Source organism: Hymenobacter sp. BRD128 (assembly GCF_013256625.1).
Classification (GTDB): domain Bacteria; phylum Bacteroidota; class Bacteroidia; order Cytophagales; family Hymenobacteraceae; genus Hymenobacter.
Genome location: NZ_CP053908.1, coordinates 851,622 through 868,405 on the forward strand (window position 1 = coordinate 851,622; position 16,784 = coordinate 868,405).

General features: G+C 62.7%; 13 protein-coding genes, 1 tRNA gene and 1 pseudogene. 5 read left to right on the forward strand and 10 right to left on the reverse strand.

From position 1 onward, the window contains the following. Positions 1–71: 71 nt before the first annotated feature. The 8 genes and pseudogenes from GKZ68_RS03850 to GKZ68_RS03885 all read right to left on the reverse strand — a co-directional run bounded on the left by GKZ68_RS03850 (position 72) and on the right by GKZ68_RS03885 (position 7,957). Positions 72–644, reverse strand: coding sequence for a transposase (locus tag GKZ68_RS03850; protein WP_254244148.1), 573 nt, complete (start codon positions 642–644; stop codon positions 72–74). A 29-nt stretch (positions 645–673) separates the two neighbouring features. Beyond that, a pseudogene (locus tag GKZ68_RS22575) lies at positions 674–847 on the reverse strand (transposase); the annotation flags it as partial. A 121-nt stretch (positions 848–968) separates the two neighbouring features. Further along, positions 969–3,308, reverse strand: a complete 2,340-nt coding sequence (locus GKZ68_RS03860; RefSeq protein WP_173110884.1) for a xanthine dehydrogenase family protein molybdopterin-binding subunit — start codon at positions 3,306–3,308, stop codon at positions 969–971. Positions 3,309–3,339: 31 nt separating this feature from the next. After that, on the reverse strand, positions 3,340–4,230 hold the full coding sequence (locus GKZ68_RS03865) for a xanthine dehydrogenase family protein subunit M (RefSeq protein ID WP_173110886.1): 891 nt from the start codon (positions 4,228–4,230) through the stop codon (positions 3,340–3,342). Between the two features lie 4 nt (positions 4,231–4,234). Next, positions 4,235–4,864 carry a (2Fe-2S)-binding protein gene (locus tag GKZ68_RS03870; protein ID WP_173110888.1) on the reverse strand — a complete coding sequence of 210 codons (630 nt, stop codon included), beginning with the start codon at positions 4,862–4,864 and terminating at the stop codon, positions 4,235–4,237. Positions 4,865–4,934: 70 nt separating this feature from the next. Next, complete coding sequence (locus GKZ68_RS03875) at positions 4,935–5,915, reverse strand: aldo/keto reductase (protein WP_173110890.1); 981 nt, start codon at positions 5,913–5,915, stop codon at positions 4,935–4,937. An 81-nt stretch (positions 5,916–5,996) separates the two neighbouring features. Continuing rightward, positions 5,997–6,848, reverse strand: a complete 852-nt coding sequence (locus GKZ68_RS03880) for an aldo/keto reductase (protein WP_173110892.1) — start codon at positions 6,846–6,848, stop codon at positions 5,997–5,999. A 167-nt stretch (positions 6,849–7,015) separates the two neighbouring features. Continuing rightward, the gene (locus GKZ68_RS03885) at positions 7,016–7,957 is read right to left on the reverse strand and encodes an AraC family transcriptional regulator (protein ID WP_173110894.1); all 942 of its coding nucleotides are present in this window, start codon (positions 7,955–7,957) and stop codon (positions 7,016–7,018) included. A 142-nt stretch (positions 7,958–8,099) separates the two neighbouring features. On the opposite strand from GKZ68_RS03885, the gene GKZ68_RS03890 reads away from it, so the two are divergent. Together GKZ68_RS03890 and GKZ68_RS03895 are read left to right on the forward strand one after the other, a co-directional pair. Then, a complete protein-coding gene (locus GKZ68_RS03890) occupies positions 8,100–9,320 on the forward strand; it encodes a PDZ domain-containing protein (RefSeq protein WP_173110896.1) in 1,221 nt (406 codons plus the stop codon). 32 nt (positions 9,321–9,352) lie between these two features. Next, a complete protein-coding gene (locus GKZ68_RS03895; RefSeq protein WP_254244149.1) occupies positions 9,353–10,243 on the forward strand; it encodes a carboxy terminal-processing peptidase in 891 nt (296 codons plus the stop codon). A 10-nt stretch (positions 10,244–10,253) separates the two neighbouring features. Here GKZ68_RS03895 and GKZ68_RS03900 read toward each other — a convergent pair whose 3' ends face one another. Next, positions 10,254–12,665 carry an outer membrane beta-barrel protein gene (locus GKZ68_RS03900; protein WP_173110900.1) on the reverse strand — a complete coding sequence of 804 codons (2,412 nt, stop codon included), beginning with the start codon at positions 12,663–12,665 and terminating at the stop codon, positions 10,254–10,256. Between the two features lie 250 nt (positions 12,666–12,915). On the opposite strand from GKZ68_RS03900, the gene GKZ68_RS03905 reads away from it, so the two are divergent. Together GKZ68_RS03905 and GKZ68_RS03910 are read left to right on the forward strand one after the other, a co-directional pair. Further along, complete coding sequence (locus tag GKZ68_RS03905) at positions 12,916–14,031, forward strand: sensor histidine kinase (RefSeq protein ID WP_173110902.1); 1,116 nt, start codon at positions 12,916–12,918, stop codon at positions 14,029–14,031. Positions 14,032–14,063: 32 nt separating this feature from the next. After that, positions 14,064–14,816, forward strand: coding sequence for a LytTR family DNA-binding domain-containing protein (locus GKZ68_RS03910; RefSeq protein WP_173110904.1), 753 nt, complete (start codon positions 14,064–14,066; stop codon positions 14,814–14,816). Positions 14,817–15,329: 513 nt separating this feature from the next. Here the strand turns inward: GKZ68_RS03910 and GKZ68_RS03915 are convergent. Beyond that, positions 15,330–15,401 (reverse strand) — tRNA-Glu (locus tag GKZ68_RS03915). Between the two features lie 283 nt (positions 15,402–15,684). On the opposite strand from GKZ68_RS03915, the gene gap reads away from it, so the two are divergent. Next, positions 15,685–16,692 carry a type I glyceraldehyde-3-phosphate dehydrogenase gene (gene gap / locus GKZ68_RS03920; RefSeq protein WP_173110905.1) on the forward strand — a complete coding sequence of 336 codons (1,008 nt, stop codon included), beginning with the start codon at positions 15,685–15,687 and terminating at the stop codon, positions 16,690–16,692. The last annotated feature ends 92 nt before the right edge of the window (positions 16,693–16,784 follow it).

The window sequence follows — 16,784 nt, forward strand, 5'->3', positions numbered from 1 at the left end:
CCCTACCACTGCGAGTCAGGAAGGGGTTGATGATAGTCAACCATAAGGCGGGCCGGAGCCTAAGAGGCTGTTTAAGTTAACCGGGCAAGTCGGCGGATATTGGCCACGTAGAGCCAGGCATTGGCGTGCTGGGTTTTGCGTTTATAGTCTTTGGCCAGCCGCCGGTTGTTGCCGGCCCAGGCAATGCTGCGCTCGACCACCCAGCGCTTGGCCTGAATGCAGAAACGGCCTTTCTGGGCCAACACCCCCGTTGGTACCTGCGCCTGCACGCCACGCCGGGCCAGGTGCTGGCGAAAGCGCTTGCCGAAGCCCCCGTCCACGAACACGATTTGCACCTGGTCGAGCACTTCGCTGCCCACGGTCAGCGCCTCCCACAGCCGAGCGGCCGTGGCTCCATCGGGGCAGCTCGCCGCTACTACGCAGCTGGCCAGCAGGTTGCCCAGCGTATCGACCAGAAAAAAGCGTTTGCGGCCTTTGAGGCGTTTGCCCGCATCGTAGCCCACCCGCGCCGTGCTGGTGGCCGTATTCTTCCCGCGTTGACTGGCGAGGATAGCCGCCGTCGGTTGGGCGTTTTTTTTGCCCGTTCCCGTGCCGCGATGCTCAGGCAGCCACTGACCCGTTCCCAGGTGCCGTCGGCGCTCCATTTGGTGAAGGAGTAGTACACCGTCGCCCAAGGTGGCAGGTCTGCGGGGACATCCCGCCACACGCACCCGTTCTTTAACACGTAGAAAATGCCGTTGACGATGGCTTGCAAGGGCCACTTGCTGGTGCGCTGCACGACAAACAGCGGCGCAATCCGCTGCCATTGGCGGGCCGTAAGGTCTGAGCTATACCCCTTTTGCTGCATCCCCCAAACCTACTAACTTAAACAGCTTCTAAGAACTCCGCGCGCTGCTTACTGGCTCGTTTTCTTTTGCGTTACTACCAATTCCTAACACCTTATAAGTCAGATTGTGGGCTTTCCACTTTTATGCTGATTGCCGTATGGCCTCCAGTACTGCAGCTGGCGTCATGGGCAATGAGCGTAGGCGCTTGCCAGTAGCGTGGAACACAACGTTGGCCACCGCGGCGGTCACACCCACGATGGAAATCTCGCCGATGCCCTTCACGCCCATGGCGTTCACATAGGGGTCGTGCTCGTCGATGAACTCTACCGTCATGGCCGGGATGTCGGCGTTGACGGGTACGTGGTAGTCGGCTAGGTTGGCATTGGTGTAGCGGGCCAGGTGCGGGTCGCGCACCGATGCCTCTATGAGGGCTGCGCCGATGCCGAAGATGCTGCCGCCAATAACCTGCGAGCGGGCCGTTTTGGGGTAGAGGATGCGGCCGGCGCTCATCACGCTGACCCAGCGTGTGACGCGCACCGTGCCTAGTTCGGGGTCCACGTGCACTTCGCAGAAGTGCGCCCCGAAGGCGTGCATGGAGTGTTCGGTGGCTTCTTCCTTCTTGTTCATACTGGCGTTGGCCGTGGCCTGCGGGGCTTCGTAGCCGGCCCCGTAGCGGCCCAGGGCGCTGCCTTCCACATCGCTCAGGTTGGCGCGCTTCATCACCTCGCCAAAAGCTTCACCCTTGGCCGGGTTGGCTTTCAGCTGCAAGCGCCCTTGCTTCATCACTACCTCGGCGGGGGCGGCGCGGTAGAGGGGCGACTGCTTATCGGCCACCGCCAGCTTGATGAGCTTCTGCCAGACTTCCTGCGCGGCTAGGTACACCGACGACGATACCCGCCCTGCCGCCGTGGAGCCGCCTGACCACTGCGTGGTAGGCAGGATGGTGTCGCCCAACTCGCAGCGCACGTTCTGCGGGTCGAGGCCCAGCGAGTCGGCCGCGACCTGGGTGATGATGGTGTAGGTACCGGTGCCCAGATCAGTGGCGCCGGCCTGCACCATGGCATGGCCGTCGGCGTAGAGGCGCACGCGGGCGTTGCCCTGGCTGCTGTGCACGGGGTAGCTGGCTGAGGCCATGCCGTAGCCCACCAAGTGCTTGCCGGCGCGGGTCTGGCCGTTTTTGGGGTTGCGCTGGCTCCAGCCAAACAGCTCGGCCCCGCGCTGGTAGCATTCCTTTAGGCTTTTGCTGCTCCAGGGGTGGCCGTTGGTGGGGTCGCGGTCGGCGTAGTTGAGTAGACGCACCTGGATGGGGTCGAGGTTGAGGTGGGCCGCCAGGTCGTCCATCGAGCACTCGATGGCGAAGGAGCCGGGCATGTCGCCGGGGGCGCGGGTCGAGGTGGGCGTCATCACGTTGGCGTGGGCCATGCGGTACGTGCCCTCAAAGGTGGGCGAGTCGTAGAGCATGTTGATGATGCGGCCGTTGGTTTCGGCCCAGTCTTCCCAGGGTGAGGTAGTCGAAGTTTTCTCGTGAATGAGGGCCAGCAGCTTGCCTTCGCGGGTGGCTCCGAGGCGCAGCGTTTGTTCCTGCTCTTCCCGAAAGCCCATGCCCGTAAACTGCTGGGGCCGCGTGAGCACCAGCTTCACCGGCCGGCCCACCGCCTTGGCCGCGAGCGGGGCCAGCACCACGTGGGGCCACACCCAGGCCTTGCAGCCGAAGCCGCCGCCGAGGTACTTCGTGATAACCCGCACCTGCTCGGTGGTCAGGCCTAGCATGGCGGCCAGGGTCTTCTGCGTTTCCGATACACCCTGCGTGGTGTCGTACACGGTGAGGCGGTCGGGTGCATCCCAGTGGGCGGTGGTGGCCCCCGGCTCCATCGGGTTGTGGTGGGTGGCGGCGTGGGTGTAGGTGGCCGTGAGCTGCACCGGGGCGCTGGCAAAGGCCGCCTGCGCCTCGCCTCGCTTCGTAACGCCAGGCGAGTAGCCTCGTATTGCCTTGGGCACGTACAGCTCCGCGTTCTGGGCCTGGTACGACGACACGGGCACCTCGGGCACAATCGTGACCTGGAGCTGCGCGGCGGCGTACTGGGCGTGCTCCAGGGTGTCGGCCACTACCACAGCCACTGGCTGCCCGGCGTAGAACACCTGGTTTGACTCCATCGGAAAAAAGCTCATCGGCGACGAGGCAAACGACCGCCGGTCCTCAGGCTTGTTGGGCGTCTTGGCCAGCTTCGGCAGGTTCTCGTGGGTGAGAATGGCCAGCACGCCCGGCAGCCGTTGGGCCGCGCTCGTGTCGATGCGGGTCACGCGCCCCTTAGCCACGTCGCTGGTTTTGAGCACGGCGTGCACCAGGCCCGGCAGCTGGTTGTACTCGGCTGAGTACTTGGCCCGGCCGGTCACTTTGGCCAAGCCATCGACGCGGCTTAGCGGCTGGCCCACCACGCCGGCGTTGGGGTTGGTGTCGGAAAATTGCGATTCCAGTTCCATACTACCTGCTTGTTGAATTAGTGAGAAGACCCTAGCCGGCCACTTGCTGCAACGCACGCACCAACGTGTTCTGCGCCAGCTCCACCTTGTAGGCGTTGTCTTTGCGGGGCTGCGCGCCTTTGAGCGCGGCGGTAGCGGCGGCCCGAAAAGTAGCCTCGGTGGCCGGCTGGCCGGTCAGCACTTTCTCCGCCTCGCGCGAGCGCCAGGGCTGCGCGCCCACCCCGCCCAGCGCCACGCGGGCCGCACGAATGGTACTCGCCTGCACCTCCAGCCCCACGGCGGCCGAGGCCAGCGCGTAGGCGTAGCTGCTGCGTTCGCGCACCTTGAGGTAGGCCGAGCGCTGGGCGTGCGCGGCGGCCGGAATCGTGACGGCCACAATGAGCTCGCCGGGCTCCAGCACGGCATCGAAGGCAGCCAGGGCTACCGCCAAATCGCCGGGGTAGGCCGTGGCAATGCAGCTTTCGCTCACACCCAGGATGGCCAGGTTGTGGTTGTCGCCCACCAGGGCAGGGCAGCCCGAACCGGGCACGCGCTTGTTGCACGGAAAAGCCGCATCGCGGAAGTAGCCGCAGCGCGTGCGTTGCAGCATATTGCCCCCGATGCTGGCCATGTTGCGCAGCTGCGGCGAGGCGGCCAGTAGCAGCGACTGCGACACGGCCGGGTAGCCCTGCACCACCAGCGGGTGCTCGCCCACGTCGCTCATGCGGGCCAGCGCCCCGATGCGCAGCCCGTCTTTCGTCTGCTCAATACTGCTGAGCGGCAGCGGGTTGATGTCAATGAGCTGCGGATGCTCATCCAAATTTGCCTTCATCAAGTCCAGCAGCGTAGTACCGCCCGCCAGGTAAGCCGCCAGTGGCGTGTCCTTGTGCCGGCCGGTGGCTTCCTTGGTCGTAGCCGCCTGGGTGTAGCTGAAATTGTTCATCGGGCTAGCCTTTAGTGAGTCGGCCGGCCACCTCGCGCACGGCAGCCAGAATATTAGGGTAAGCTCCGCAGCGGCAGAGGTTGCCGCTCATCCACTCGCGGGCCTGGTCGTCGGTGGTGGCGTGGTCTTCCCGCACGCAGGCCACGCCGCTCATAATCTGGCCCGGCGTGCAGTAGCCGCACTGAAAGCCGTCGTGCTTCAAAAACGCTTCCTGCATGGGGTGCAGCGCGTCGCCCTTCGCTAGCCCCTCGATGGTGGTGATGTCCTTGCCCTGGCTCATCACGGCCAGCGTGAGGCAGCTGTTGATGCGGCGGCCATCCACGTGCACGGTGCAGGCCCCGCACTGGCCGTGGTCGCAGCCCTTCTTGGTGCCCGTCAGGTCGAGGTACTCGCGCAGAGCGTCGAGCAGCGTGGTGCGCGGCTCCAGGTGCAGCGCCCGGGCCTGGCCATTGATGCGCAGGCTGACCGGGCTAGGCCCTTCCAGCACTGTGGAGTAGGCCGTCAGGCGCTCGGCCCGGCCGGCCAGCGGGGCCGTGAGCGTGAAGCCCAGCAGACCCCCGGCCTGCTTCATGAAGGTGCGGCGCGAGTCGTCGCCCGGCGGCAAGCCGACAGGAGAAGAAAGCTGGTCAGGCATGGCAGTCAGCGGGAAAAGGTTAGCGGGAAGGGATGAAACAACAAATTAAGCCACAGCGCGAAAGCAGGGCCTAGCGGCCCACCAACTGCTGCAGGGCGGCGGGGTAGCGCGCGCCCTCAATGGTAATCTGGGCCGCCGCGTCCTCGATTTCGCGCAGGTCATCGGCCGACAGCTTAAGGCTGGCCCCACCCAGGTTTTCTTCCAGCCGGTGCAGCTTGGAGGTGCCGGGGATGGGCGCAATCCAGGGCTTTTGGGCCAGCAGCCAGGCCAGGGCAATCTGGGCGGGCGTAGCCTGCTTCTGCTGCGCGATACGACCCAGCAGGTCCACCAGCGCCTGGTTATTCTTGCGGGCCTCGGGCGAAAAGCGCGGCACGCTATTGCGAAAATCCGACTTGTCGAACTGGGTGTTCTCGTCAATCTTGCCCGTCAAAAAGCCTTTGCCCAGCGGGCTGAACGGCACGAAGCCGATGCCCAGTTCCGCCAGCGTGGGCAGGATTTCCTGTTCCGGCTCGCGCCACCACAGCGAGTATTCGCTCTGTAAAGCCGCCACCGGCTGCACGGCGTGCGCCTTACGGATGCTCGGCACGCCCGCTTCGGAAAGGCCGAAATGCCGCACCTTGCCTTCGGCGATGAGTTCCTTCACCGTGCCGGCTACGTCTTCCATTGGCACGTTGGGGTCCACGCGGTGCTGGTAAAACAGGTCGATGTAGTCGGTCTTCATTCGCCGCAGCGACTGCTCGATAACGAGCCGGATGCGCTCGGGCCGGCTGTCTACCCCGAGCTGGGCGTTGCCTTCCTTAAAGCCAAACTTGGTGGCAATCACCACCTGGTCGCGCACCGAGGCTAGCGCCTGGCCCACCAGCATCTCGTTGAGCTCGCCGTAGGCCTCGGCCGTGTCGAAGAACGTAACGCCCCGGTCGAAGGCCGCCCGAATGAGTTTCACCGCTTCGGCGGGAGGAGTGACGGGGCCGAGGCCGAAGCTCAGCCCCATGCAGCCCAAACCCAGGGCCGATACTTCGAGGCCACTGGTGCCTAATTGACGCTTTTCCATATTTTAAAAAGGGGGTAAAAAGTGCGGCAGCAGCGACGCCAGGTGGTTACTGCTGCCGCACCTGATTTACGTAGCCGGGGGCTAGTCGTGAATTTTGCGCTCGCCAATCCATTTTACCACGTTGGGGTCGCGGTGGTCAAAAAAGGCGCTGGTTTTGCTGTCGAGCGTGGCGATGGTCTGCATGTCCTCGGCGTTCAGCTCGAAGTCAAAAATGCGGAAGTTCTCGGCCATGCGCTCGGGCCGCACCGATTTCGGGATGGCTACTACCCCGCGTTGCGTGAGCCAGCGCAGCACTACCTGCGCGATGCTGCGCTGATACTTAGCCGCCACGCCGGCCAGTACCTCGTTGTGAAACAAGTCGTTCTTGCCCTCCGCAAACGGCCCCCAGGCTTCAATCTGCACGCCGTTGTCCTGCAAGAACTGTTGCGTATCTACTTGCTGGTGAAAGGGGTGCGTCTCAATCTGATTCACAGCCGGCTTCACCTGCTGGTGTACCAGGAAGTCCATCACCCGGTCGGGCTGGAAGTTGCTAATCCCGATGGCCCGGATTTTACCGGCGTGGTACAACTCTTCCATCGCCCGCCAGGCCCCGTACACGTCGCCGAAGGGCTGGTGAATGAGGTAGAGGTCGAGGTAGTCGAGCCCGAGCTTGCGCCGCGACGTCTCGAAAGCCGCCTTGGCTCCCTCGTAGCTCGCATCCTGCACCCAGAGCTTGGTAGTTACGAACAACTCCTCGCGCGGCACCCCACTCTGGCGGATGGCGCTGCCCACGGCTTCCTCGTTCAGGTACGCCGCCGCCGTGTCGAGCAAGCGGTAGCCCACGCGCAGGGCCTCCAGCACGCTGCGCTCGCACTCGGCCGGGTCGGGCACCTGAAATACCCCGAAGCCCAACAAGGGCATCTGTACCCCATTATTTAACGTGACTGCCTGCATCTTGATGGGTTGATTCGGTTTCCTTTTGTAGCGTGCAAAGTGCCCGCGTCGGCTTAGGCCGACGCGGCTCGACAAAGGTCCGGCTGTCTAAAGGCGCCGGCGCTAAAGGAATCAAACCAATCTCTAAGAAAATCAAACAAGCGCTTTGTGTTAGAGCAGGAGACCGTTTATTGCGCTACTACCAGCACCTTGCCCTGTTCGCCGGCCGCTAGGGTAGTTTGCTCGCGCCAGGTAGTAGGCGCGTGGCCAGTGTGCTTCTTGAAGAAGTTGTTGAAGTAATTCGGATACTCAAAGCCCAGTCCGTAGGCAATCTCGGCCGTGCCCCAATTGGTGTGCAACAGTAGTGCCTTGGCTTCGGTCACCACGCGCTCGGCCAGGTGGGTGCCGGTGGTTTTGCCGGTCGTTTCGCGCACGGCCCGGTTGAGGTGGTTGACGTGTACCGAGAGCTGATTGGCAAAGTCGCTGGGCGTGCGCAATTGTAAGCCGGGGGCCGGCGCGTCGATGGGAAACTGCCGCTCCAGCAGTTCCAGAAACAGGGACACGAGACGGGCCGTGGCATTCGGCGGCTGGTGATAAGCAGTATGCGGCTGCATCTTTAGCGCCTCATGTAGTAAGAGTTGCACGTAGGTGCGTAGCAAATCCTGCTTGTGCACGTAGCCCGACTCCATCTCGGCCGCCATCTTGCAAAATAGGTGGCTGAAGGTGCCGAACTGCTCGTCGTTCACGAAGTATACGGGGTCACTGTTGACCTTGAATAAGGGCGACTCCTGTAAACTCACCGAGCGGTCAGGGCTGAGAAAGCCCTCCGTAAACAAACAGAAGTAGCCGCCCTGTTCGGCTGAAATGGGCTCCCAGGAGTACGGCACCAGTGGGTTCGAAAACATCAGGGCCGGCCGGTCGAGCAGGATGGCCCGCGTGGCGTAGCTCAGTCGCCCGGTGCCTGTAACCAGCGAAATCTTATAGAAGTCGCGCCGGCTGTAGCTCACCGGCTGCCGGCAAAACTGCCCCCGCTCAAACACATTAAATCGGCTGGTGGCCGCCGTGAGTTGTGGAGGTGCCGGGGCCGAAGTAGGCGGGAGGGGAGAAATGGTAGGTTCACGTAATGCCATGCTACAAAGGTATGTAATTCAAACAGTGGCTCACGGTGTAAGTCACCGATACCCCGCTGGTGCCGTCCAGCTTCTGGGCTACTTTTCACGCCAGAACAGTGCCGGGTGTTACATTTAGAAGAACTTTTCGCCCGTTTGCTTCATGGCTGCTACTCCGCTCAAACTTGGTTCTTACGCTGGCCTCACGCTGGCGCTCTTTGGCTTGGCCTCGTACCGCTTCTACGAGCGCCAGGGTCCTCAGAACCCGCCGAGTAAGGAGCAGATACTAGTAGGCTCTATTGCGCAGGGGCTTTCGCAGGCGCACTATCAACCCCAGCGCCTCGATGATAACTTCAGCTGGCGCGTGTATGAGCTGGCTCTCAAGCGCCTGGATTACCGCCGCAAGTTTTTGCTGCAAGCCGACGTGGCGCAGCTGGCAAAATACCAGTTTGACATCGACGACGAGACTAAACGAGGTACCCGCGAATTTCTGGACCTGGGCACTACGCTCATGACTGAGCGCACTCAGCAGGTGCAGGCCCTGGTGACCGAGCTGCTCGCCCAGCCCTTCACCTTCGACGCTGACGAAACCATCCAGACTGACTACGAGAAGACCGCCTTCCCCGCTTCGGTGGCCGACCGCCGCGAGCAGTGGCGCAAGCAGCTCAAGTACGAGACGCTGGCCCGCGTGGCTGAACTGCTCGACGAGCAGGACAAGCGTCGGGACCGGGTGCGCCTGGCTAGCCTGCGCCACGAGCCGCTGCCCGCCGCCCCCGCCGAGCGTACCGTGGCCCAGTTCGAAGTGGAGGCCCGCCAGCGCGTGCGCACCTATTACAAGGAGCAGTTTGCCAACCAGCCCGACGCCGACGAGCTGCTGGCTCGCTACGCCAACGTGATTGCCAATACCTACGACCCGCACACCGACTACCTGGCGCCCCAGCGCAAAGAAGACTTTGATTTTCAGCTCACCGGGCGTATGGATGGCATCGGCGCCCAGCTGCACGAGCGCGATGGGCTTATTTACATCGAAGACATTGTGCCCGGCTCAGCCTCCTACCGGCAGGGCGAGTTGAAGAAAGGCGATGCCATTCTGCGCGTGGCCCAGGGCGCGGCCGAGCCCGTAAGCATCGAGGGTTGGCATGCCAATAAGGCTGTGACCCTCATTCGGGGCAAAAAAGGCACGGAGGTACGCCTGACTGTGAAAAGGGCCGACGGCTCCACCAAAGTCATTCCCATCGTGCGCGACGTGGTGCTGAACGAAGCCACCTACGCCCAGTCCGCCGTTATTAACGACCCGAGCGGCCTCAAAATCGGGTACTTACGCCTGCCTGTTTTCTATGCCGACTTTAAGGACGAGGGGGGCGCTCGTCGGCTGAGGACGTAAAGAAGGAGTTGGCCAAGCTTACGGCCGAGGGCGTGAAAGGCATCGTCTTCGACCTGCGCGAAAACGGCGGTGGCTCGCTGCGCGACGCGGTGGATATGGCCGGGCTCTTTATTTCCAGCGGCCCGGTGGTGCAGGTGCACGACAGTCGCGGCACCACGAGCGTGCTCAACGACCGCGACCCGCGCGTGCAGTACGACGGCCCGCTGGTGGTGCTGGTGAACAAGCACAGCGCCTCGGCCTCCGAAATCCTGGCCGCTGCCATCCAGGACTACAAGCGTGGCCTCATCATCGGCACGCCTACTACCTACGGCAAGGGCACGGTGCAACGCATCGTGGACCTCGACGAGATGGTGCCCGCCGGGCTCAACACGTTCAAGCCGCTGGGCTCGCTCAAGTTCACGATGCAGAAGTTCTACCGCATCACGGGCAGCTCCACGCAGTTCAAGGGCGTGGCCTCCGACATCGTGCTGCCCGATGTGGCTTCGGACCTCGACGAGGGCGAGCAGCAGGCTGACTACGCCCTGAAGTGGGACGAGATTAAGTCGGCTAGCTACCACCCCTGGGATGCGCAGCCCGACTACGCCAAACTCGAAGCCAAAAGCAAGGCCCGCGTGGCCGCCAACCCCAGCTTCCGGCAACTGACGGCCATCGTGCAAAGCCTGCGCAAGCGCCAGGCCGAAACGGTGGTGCCGCTGCAACTCGCCAAGTTCCAGGCCCGGCGTCACCTGCTCCAGGCGGAGGCCGAGAAGTACGAAGCGCTGCAAGCCACGGCTAAGCCCCTGGCCCTTGCTGCGCTGACTGCCGACCGGCAGGCCCTGCAAGGCGACTCAGCCCAGGTTAGTCGGGCCATGCGCTTCACCCGGGGCCTGCCGAAAGACCTGACCCTGAACGAGGCCGTAGCGGTGCTGAAGGACGCGCAATAAGCCTGGAAGTCTAGTGCCCGGCGCGGCCTTCCTCATCGGCGCTGCTGCTGGTGCGGGCGCTGTGCGTTTTGCCACCGCCCAGCTTGTAGGTGAAGCTCACCGTGAGCCGGCGACTGTCGTAGCGGTTTACCCAGTCCGTATTAATATTCTGGTAGTGCAGCGAGCTAAACCAGCCGTCCGTGTAAAACAGGTCGCTAAGCTTCAGGCTGAGCGTGGCTTTCTCCTGCCACAGCTGCTTGCGCAGCCCCAAATTGAACGCCCCGCTAGCCCGCAGGGCAAACAGGCCGTTGACGCTGGGGCCATTGTACTCGCCGCCTACCAGCAGCTGGTAGTGCCGGGGCAGGTTGAAGGTGTGATTGGAAGTGGCCATCGCGCCCAGCTGGCGCAGTTGCACGGCCTGGCCGTCTACCAGCGTCTGCACTTCGCCGTAGGTGGCACCCACCTGGTTGTCCATGCCCCACCACTTGGTCAGGTCGGTGTGCCCACCCGAACTGAGGGTAAGCGTGAGCGCCTGGTCCAGGTTCATGGGGCGGGTGGTAGTCACCTTGGTTTGGTCGTTCTGGTAGGCCACTTCGTTCACTACGTTCGTTTCGAGCAGGTAGCTCAGGCTCAGCACTTGAAAGCCCCGGTGCAGGTAGTTGAGCACGAACGAGCGGGCTAGCGAAGGGGCCAGGTAGGGATTGCCCTGCATGGCAGTATAGGCATCGGTATAATTAATAAACGGGTTGAGGTTCTGGTAGGAAGGCCGGCTGATGCGCCGCCCGGCCGACAAACTCAGTTGGTCGTGCGGGCTGAACTGGTAGCTGGCAAAGAGCGTCGGAAACAGCTGGAAGTAGTCGCGCGCCACGCGCTGGCCGGTCGTGGGCGACTCGCCTACCGAGTGGGTGTGCTCGCCGCGCAAGCCGGCTTTCAATTCCAGCTTTTTCAGCGTGGTGCTCAGAGTGAAATAGCCGGCCGCGATGCGCTCGTCGTACTGAAAAGTATTGGTACGGTTGGAATCCAGCTGCCACTCATTGGAAGTAGCCCCTAGCTTCTCGAAGGCAAGGCGGCTATTGGTGGTGACCCAGCTGGCCTTGGCCCCGGCCTCGGCCCGCCAGTGGCCGGGCAGCGGATGCACGTAGTCAACTTTAAGCGCGCGAATGGTCACGTCGCTGCCCTGCCGGCTGCGCTGTTGGCCGACAAGGGCCCCAACTGCCCCGGTTGGGGGTGAGTTGAGGGGCAAAAAGTCCTGGTGGCCGGCCGTCGCTCCCTGCACCAGGTCGGCATCGGCCGTCAGCTCGCGCCCCAGCGTGTCGAGGGCCCAGCGGTAATTCAGGTTTAGCGCCAGGTCGCGCGAGGTATTGGCGCGGGGGTTGCGCATGGCCAGGTAGCCGGCGAGGCGCCCGTCGGCGGCGGTGACAACCGACTCGCTGCTCACCTGGGCGTCCTGCGCGGAGTAGCTGCCGCGCACCTGCCCACCCAAGGTGTGGTGCTTGGTCAGGGCCACGTCGGCCCCGGCGGCATAGCTCAGGTAGCCGGTGAGCGGGCGCCAGTAATTTTGCTGGGTAAACGTGGTGTCGCGAATCAGGCGTTTGACAGTAAGCTGATTATAGAAATCGGAATAGCCTATGCCAACCCGACCGAACGTGCGGACCCGGCCCACGTTGTAGGCTAGATTGGCGCTAGTGCTGCCACGCGTGTAGCGGGTTTTGGCCGCCGTGCCAGTGAGCGTGCCCGTCAGGCCCGGCAAAATGCTGCGCTTGGTTCGGATGTTGATGACCCCGGCCGTGCCCGCCGCGTCGAGCGAGGCGGGCGGGTTGGGCAGCAGCTCTACCTGGCTGAGCTGGGCGGCGGGAATACTCTTGAGGTACTGGCTCAGGGCCTCGCCCGTGAGGTACGACGGCTTGCCATCGAGGAGCACCAGCACGCTGCCGCTGCCCCGGTAGTGCAGGTGCTCCTCTTGGTCGAGGGTAATGCCGGGTATTTTTTTGAGCGCTTCCAGGGCGTTGTCGCCGGCCGTGTTCAGGCGGTCTATATTCACCACGGTGCGGTCGGCGTGCTGCTCCAGCAGCGGCGGGCGGCCCTGCACCACCACCTCCTTTAGGGCCGTGGCAGTAGCTTGTAGGTGGAGCGCCGGCACCTGCACCGGCGCGCTACCCACCAGCACCGGCACCCGGCCGGCCGCGTAGCCCAGGGCCAACGCCTGCAGGCAGTAGCGGCCGGCCGCTACCCGCTCGAAGCGAAACGCGCCCTGCGCGGTAGTGGTCTGCGAAGCCGCTACGGTCGAGTCGGGCAGGTGCAGCAGCACGGCGGTGGCGAAGGGCAGGCCGTGGCCCGCCCCGTCCTGCACGGTGCCAGCCACCGGGGCTTGGGCGTGGGCGGTAGCGGCCAAGGCGAGCAGCGAGGGCAGCAGGGCAATGCAGAAAAAAGAATGGGCACGCATGGCAGCGGGGCGTTGGGGAAGTGGTGCCCAAAGGTGCCCGGTCGTCTTGCTCGCCCGAAAAACATTATTTCACTGCCGCCGAACGCCGGGTGAGTGGGGTATCGGGGAGGAAAAGCCGGTTGGCCCGGCCACCGACCAGGTTACCGGCGCGGCTGGCCCACTGACCCGCCCAGCCGGGGGGGTGGCATAATAAAGTGGGTTGGGCGCGGGGCCGCCGGGTAGCTTTGCCCCGTCTTTATTCTTGGCCGCTATGCTCTACCTGAAGAAGTTTTTCCGCTGGCACGTACTGGCCTGGACGGCCTACTTTGGCTACGTCGTGCTGGGGGGGCTGATTAGGCCCGAAACCGCCGGCCACAACCCTCGCATTAGTCTGGCCCAGAACGTGTGGCTCGATGCCTCGTTTCTCGTGGCCCGTATCACGACGTTCTACTTCTGCTACCTGCTGGTGTTTCCGCGCCTGCTGCGCGTGGGGCGGCTGCCGCTGCTGGTGCTCGGGCTGGGGGCCGTCGGCCCCGTATTCGCCGGCGTGCGGGCGGCCCTCGAAGAAGGGCTATACCCGTGGTTGCTGGGCTTCCAGAACTACTGGCCTGGTACCTCGCTCAGCATGTACCTCTTCGACGGCTTCTACTACGCTATCCCCAACTCGGTGTTAGCGGCTGCCCTGTGGGCGGCTGAGCAAGTACTGCACCGCGAGCGCGAAAACCAGCAGCTGGTCGCCGCCCGCCGCACCGCCGAGCTGGCCTTCCTCAAAACGCAGCTTAATCCGCACTTCCTCTACAATACCCTGAACATGCTCTACGGGCTGGCCTACGGCGTAGACAAGGCCCTGGCCGGGGGGCTGCTCAAGCTCTCGGAACTGATGCGCTACATGCTGCGCGACACGCCCGATGGCCTGGTAGACCTGCGCGAGGAAATAGAGTACCTCGCTAATTTCTTGGACCTCTACCGCCTGCGCTACCCCGGCCGCCTGCACGCCGCGCTGACCGTGACGGGCGACCCCGCCGGCCACCGCGTGGCCCCGCTGCTGCTCATCCCCTTCGTCGAGAATGCCTTCAAGCACGGCGTGCTCGACGACCCTGCTACCCCCGTGCGCCTGCATCTGGTGCTGACTCCTGGGGCGATAGAGTTCACGGTCGAAAACCAGCGCCATAACTACCAACCTGACCACGGCAGCGGTATTGGGCTAGCCAACCTGCACCGGCGGCTGGAACTGCTGTACCCCGACATGTATGCCTGGCAAGTTGGGCCGGAGGGGCAGCAGTTCCGGGCCCACCTGCGCTTAGACGTGCCAGCCAGAGCCACCGTACTGGCCGCTACCGCCCCAATGGAGACGCTGCTACCTGCGCTGGCCGTGGTGTCGGCCTAAGCGAGCCCCCGCTACCCCTAGCTTTGCCAGCCATGATACGCTGCCTGGTAATTGACGACGAACCGCCCGCGCTGGCTATTCTGGCCGACTACATCAGCCAAACGCCCTTTCTGACGCTGGCCGGCACTACTACCGACCCCATCGAGGGCCTGACCTGGGTGCAACAGGGCCGGACCGACCTCGTATTTCTCGACATCCAGATGCCCCGCCTCACGGGGCTGCAATTCCTCAAGCTGGCTGGTCACAAGGTGCGCGTAGTGCTCACCACGGCCTACCCCGAGTACGCGCTCGACGGCTACGAGAACGACGTAGTAGACTACCTGCTCAAGCCCATTGCCTTCGAGCGTTTCCTGAAAGCCGCCCACAAGGCGCTGGCGCTGCTAGCCCCGGCTGCCGCAGCCGCCCCCGTGGAAACCTCATCGCCTCCACCGGCCGCCGGCCCACCTCCCGTAGTGGCTCCCGACTATTTCTTCGTGAAGGGTGAGACGAAAAACAAGTACCTACGCATTGCCCACGCCGACGTGCTCTACGTGGAGGGCCTCAACAACTACGTGCTGCTGCACTTGCCTACCCAGCGCGTGGCCACCTACCACACCCTCAAGGAATTGGTGGAAACGCTACCACAGCCCCCATTTCTGCGGGTGCACAAGTCGTTCATCGTCAACCTAGAACATGTGCGCCTGCTCGATGGCAGCACGCTCTACGTGCAGGACAAGCTGATTCCGGTGAGTGACACTTACCGCGAGGCCCTCTATCGGGTAGTGCGCGGGGGTAGGGGAGAGTAGGGTAGGGGCGCAACCCAACGGGTGGCCCGGTAGTCGCTGGCTGTGTGAGCAGGATAACCCTAATCAAAGTTGACCACATCGACACCAGCCCGGCCACCTATCACTACACCAATCTGCGCTGGGTAACCGCTAGGCAGAATTGCCAGAACCTCGCAAAGAACAAAGCGGGGAATACCAGCAGCCAGTACATCGGCGTAAGCTGGAAGAAGCGGGAACGGCGCTGGGCTGCTCAGATTCGGCTTGACGGCAAAACAAGGGCTTAGGGCAGTTTGAGGACGCTGTCGATGTAGCTCGGGCCTACGACCAGGCGTAGGGGCGGCTCTAACCCCTATCAACTTCCCGCCCGATAATGAATGACGATACGTCACGAAACCGCTAGCGGTACAGAAACGCAGTACAGACTGCCCTACTCGGACGGTACAGAGTAGGTGCTAAATGGGACTCTTAAAACAAAAAACACCTCTCAGAGCATCTGAGAGGTGTTTTTTGTTTATCACTATTTAATGATAATTGTAGTCCGTAGGGGAATCGAACCCCTGTTGGTAGAATGAAAATCTACTGTCCTAACCCCTAGACGAACGGACCGTTGTTCGTTTTGATGATACAAAGGTACGGCGATTGGCTTTGGAACCAAATGCTAGGCTGTAAAAAATGCCAACCGTTAGAAAAAGGAATTGATTTTCAAGTGGAAAATTTTTGAAAATTTGTGCAGCTAGCTGAAAACTGCGACGGGAAAAGCCTGGTTTAGCTGAAACTGGGTGCTACGACCAAGCGGAGGGTGGCAATGCCGCCTCAACCCGTACCTTCGCAGCGCGTTATCACTAGGGCCGCGGCAGTGGCCCGTCCTACTTCCATTTTTTCCAACATCATGGCAAAAATTAAAGTCGCCATCAACGGCTTTGGCCGCATTGGCCGCCTCACCTTCAAGTCGCTGCTCGGCCGCGACAATGTGGAGATTGTGGCCATCAACGACCTGACTGACAACAAAACCCTCGCCCATTTGCTGAAGTACGACTCGGTGCACGGCCGCTTCGACGGCACGGTGAGCTACGACGATACTAGCCTGACCGTAAACGGCCAGCACATCGCCGCCCTCGCCGAGCGTGACCCCAAGCTGCTGCCCTGGAAGGATATGGGCGTGGATATTGTGCTCGAAAGCACGGGCCGCTTCGTAGACGAAGCCGGTGCTGGCCAGCACATTACAGCGGGTGCCAAGAAGGTCGTGATTTCGGCTCCGGCTACCGGCAATATCCCCACGGTAGTGCTCGGCGTGAACGAGGACACGCTGAAAGGTGACGAGACCATCATCTCGAACGCCAGCTGCACCACCAACTGCCTGGCCCCGATGGCTAAGGTATTGGATGATGCCTTCGGTATTGAGAAAGGCTACATCACCACGGTGCACGCCTACACCTCAGACCAAAACCTGCAAGATGCGCCCCACAAGGACCTGCGCCGCGCCCGCGCCGCGGCCTACAGCATCATCCCGACTTCGACCGGCGCAGCCAAGGCCGTGGGCCTGGTGCTGCCCCAGCTTAAGGGCAAGCTCGATGGTATCGCCATGCGCGTGCCTATTCCGGACGGCTCAACGACCGACCTGACCGTGATTCTGAAAAAAGAAGCTACCAAGCAGCAAATCAACGACGCCCTCAAGGCGGCGGCTGAAGGCCCGCTGAAAGGCATCCTCGAATACAGCACCGACCCGCTGGTGAGCATCGACATCGTGGGCAACAAGCACTCGTGCATCTTCGACTCGGAGCTGACCTCGACCAATGGCACCCTGGCTAAGGTAGTGGGCTGGTACGACAACGAAACCGGCTACTCGACCCGCACCGCCGACCTTATCCAGAAGCTGGGTGAGAAAATGGTAGGCTAGCCAGTAGCTTTTTGCTGCGCAACTACTGACAAAAGGCCTGCCTGCTAGGCAGGCCTTTTTGTTTTTCTTGAAAGTTGCCGCCGTTGGGGCGG

What these genes read in the sequence shown, in the direction of transcription:
- GKZ68_RS03870 (WP_173110888.1), bottom strand. Translation starts at nt 4,864, where the DNA reads ATGCCTGACCAGCTTTCTTCTCCTGTCGGCTTGCCGCCGGGCGACGAC.
- GKZ68_RS03860 (WP_173110884.1), bottom strand. Translation starts at nt 3,308, where the DNA reads ATGGAACTGGAATCGCAATTTTCCGACACCAACCCCAACGCCGGCGTG.
- GKZ68_RS03875 (WP_173110890.1), bottom strand. Translation starts at nt 5,915, where the DNA reads ATGGAAAAGCGTCAATTAGGCACCAGTGGCCTCGAAGTATCGGCCCTG.
- GKZ68_RS03880 (WP_173110892.1), bottom strand. Translation starts at nt 6,848, where the DNA reads ATGCAGGCAGTCACGTTAAATAATGGGGTACAGATGCCCTTGTTGGGC.
- gap (WP_173110905.1), top strand. Translation starts at nt 15,685, where the DNA reads ATGGCAAAAATTAAAGTCGCCATCAACGGCTTTGGCCGCATTGGCCGC.
- GKZ68_RS03885 (WP_173110894.1), bottom strand. Translation starts at nt 7,957, where the DNA reads ATGGCATTACGTGAACCTACCATTTCTCCCCTCCCGCCTACTTCGGCC.
- GKZ68_RS03900 (WP_173110900.1), bottom strand. Translation starts at nt 12,665, where the DNA reads ATGCGTGCCCATTCTTTTTTCTGCATTGCCCTGCTGCCCTCGCTGCTC.
- GKZ68_RS03850 (WP_254244148.1), bottom strand. Translation starts at nt 644, where the DNA reads ATGGAGCGCCGACGGCACCTGGGAACGGGTCAGTGGCTGCCTGAGCAT.
- GKZ68_RS03905 (WP_173110902.1), top strand. Translation starts at nt 12,916, where the DNA reads ATGCTCTACCTGAAGAAGTTTTTCCGCTGGCACGTACTGGCCTGGACG.
- GKZ68_RS03890 (WP_173110896.1), top strand. Translation starts at nt 8,100, where the DNA reads ATGGCTGCTACTCCGCTCAAACTTGGTTCTTACGCTGGCCTCACGCTG.
- GKZ68_RS03910 (WP_173110904.1), top strand. Translation starts at nt 14,064, where the DNA reads ATGATACGCTGCCTGGTAATTGACGACGAACCGCCCGCGCTGGCTATT.
- GKZ68_RS03865 (WP_173110886.1), bottom strand. Translation starts at nt 4,230, where the DNA reads ATGAACAATTTCAGCTACACCCAGGCGGCTACGACCAAGGAAGCCACC.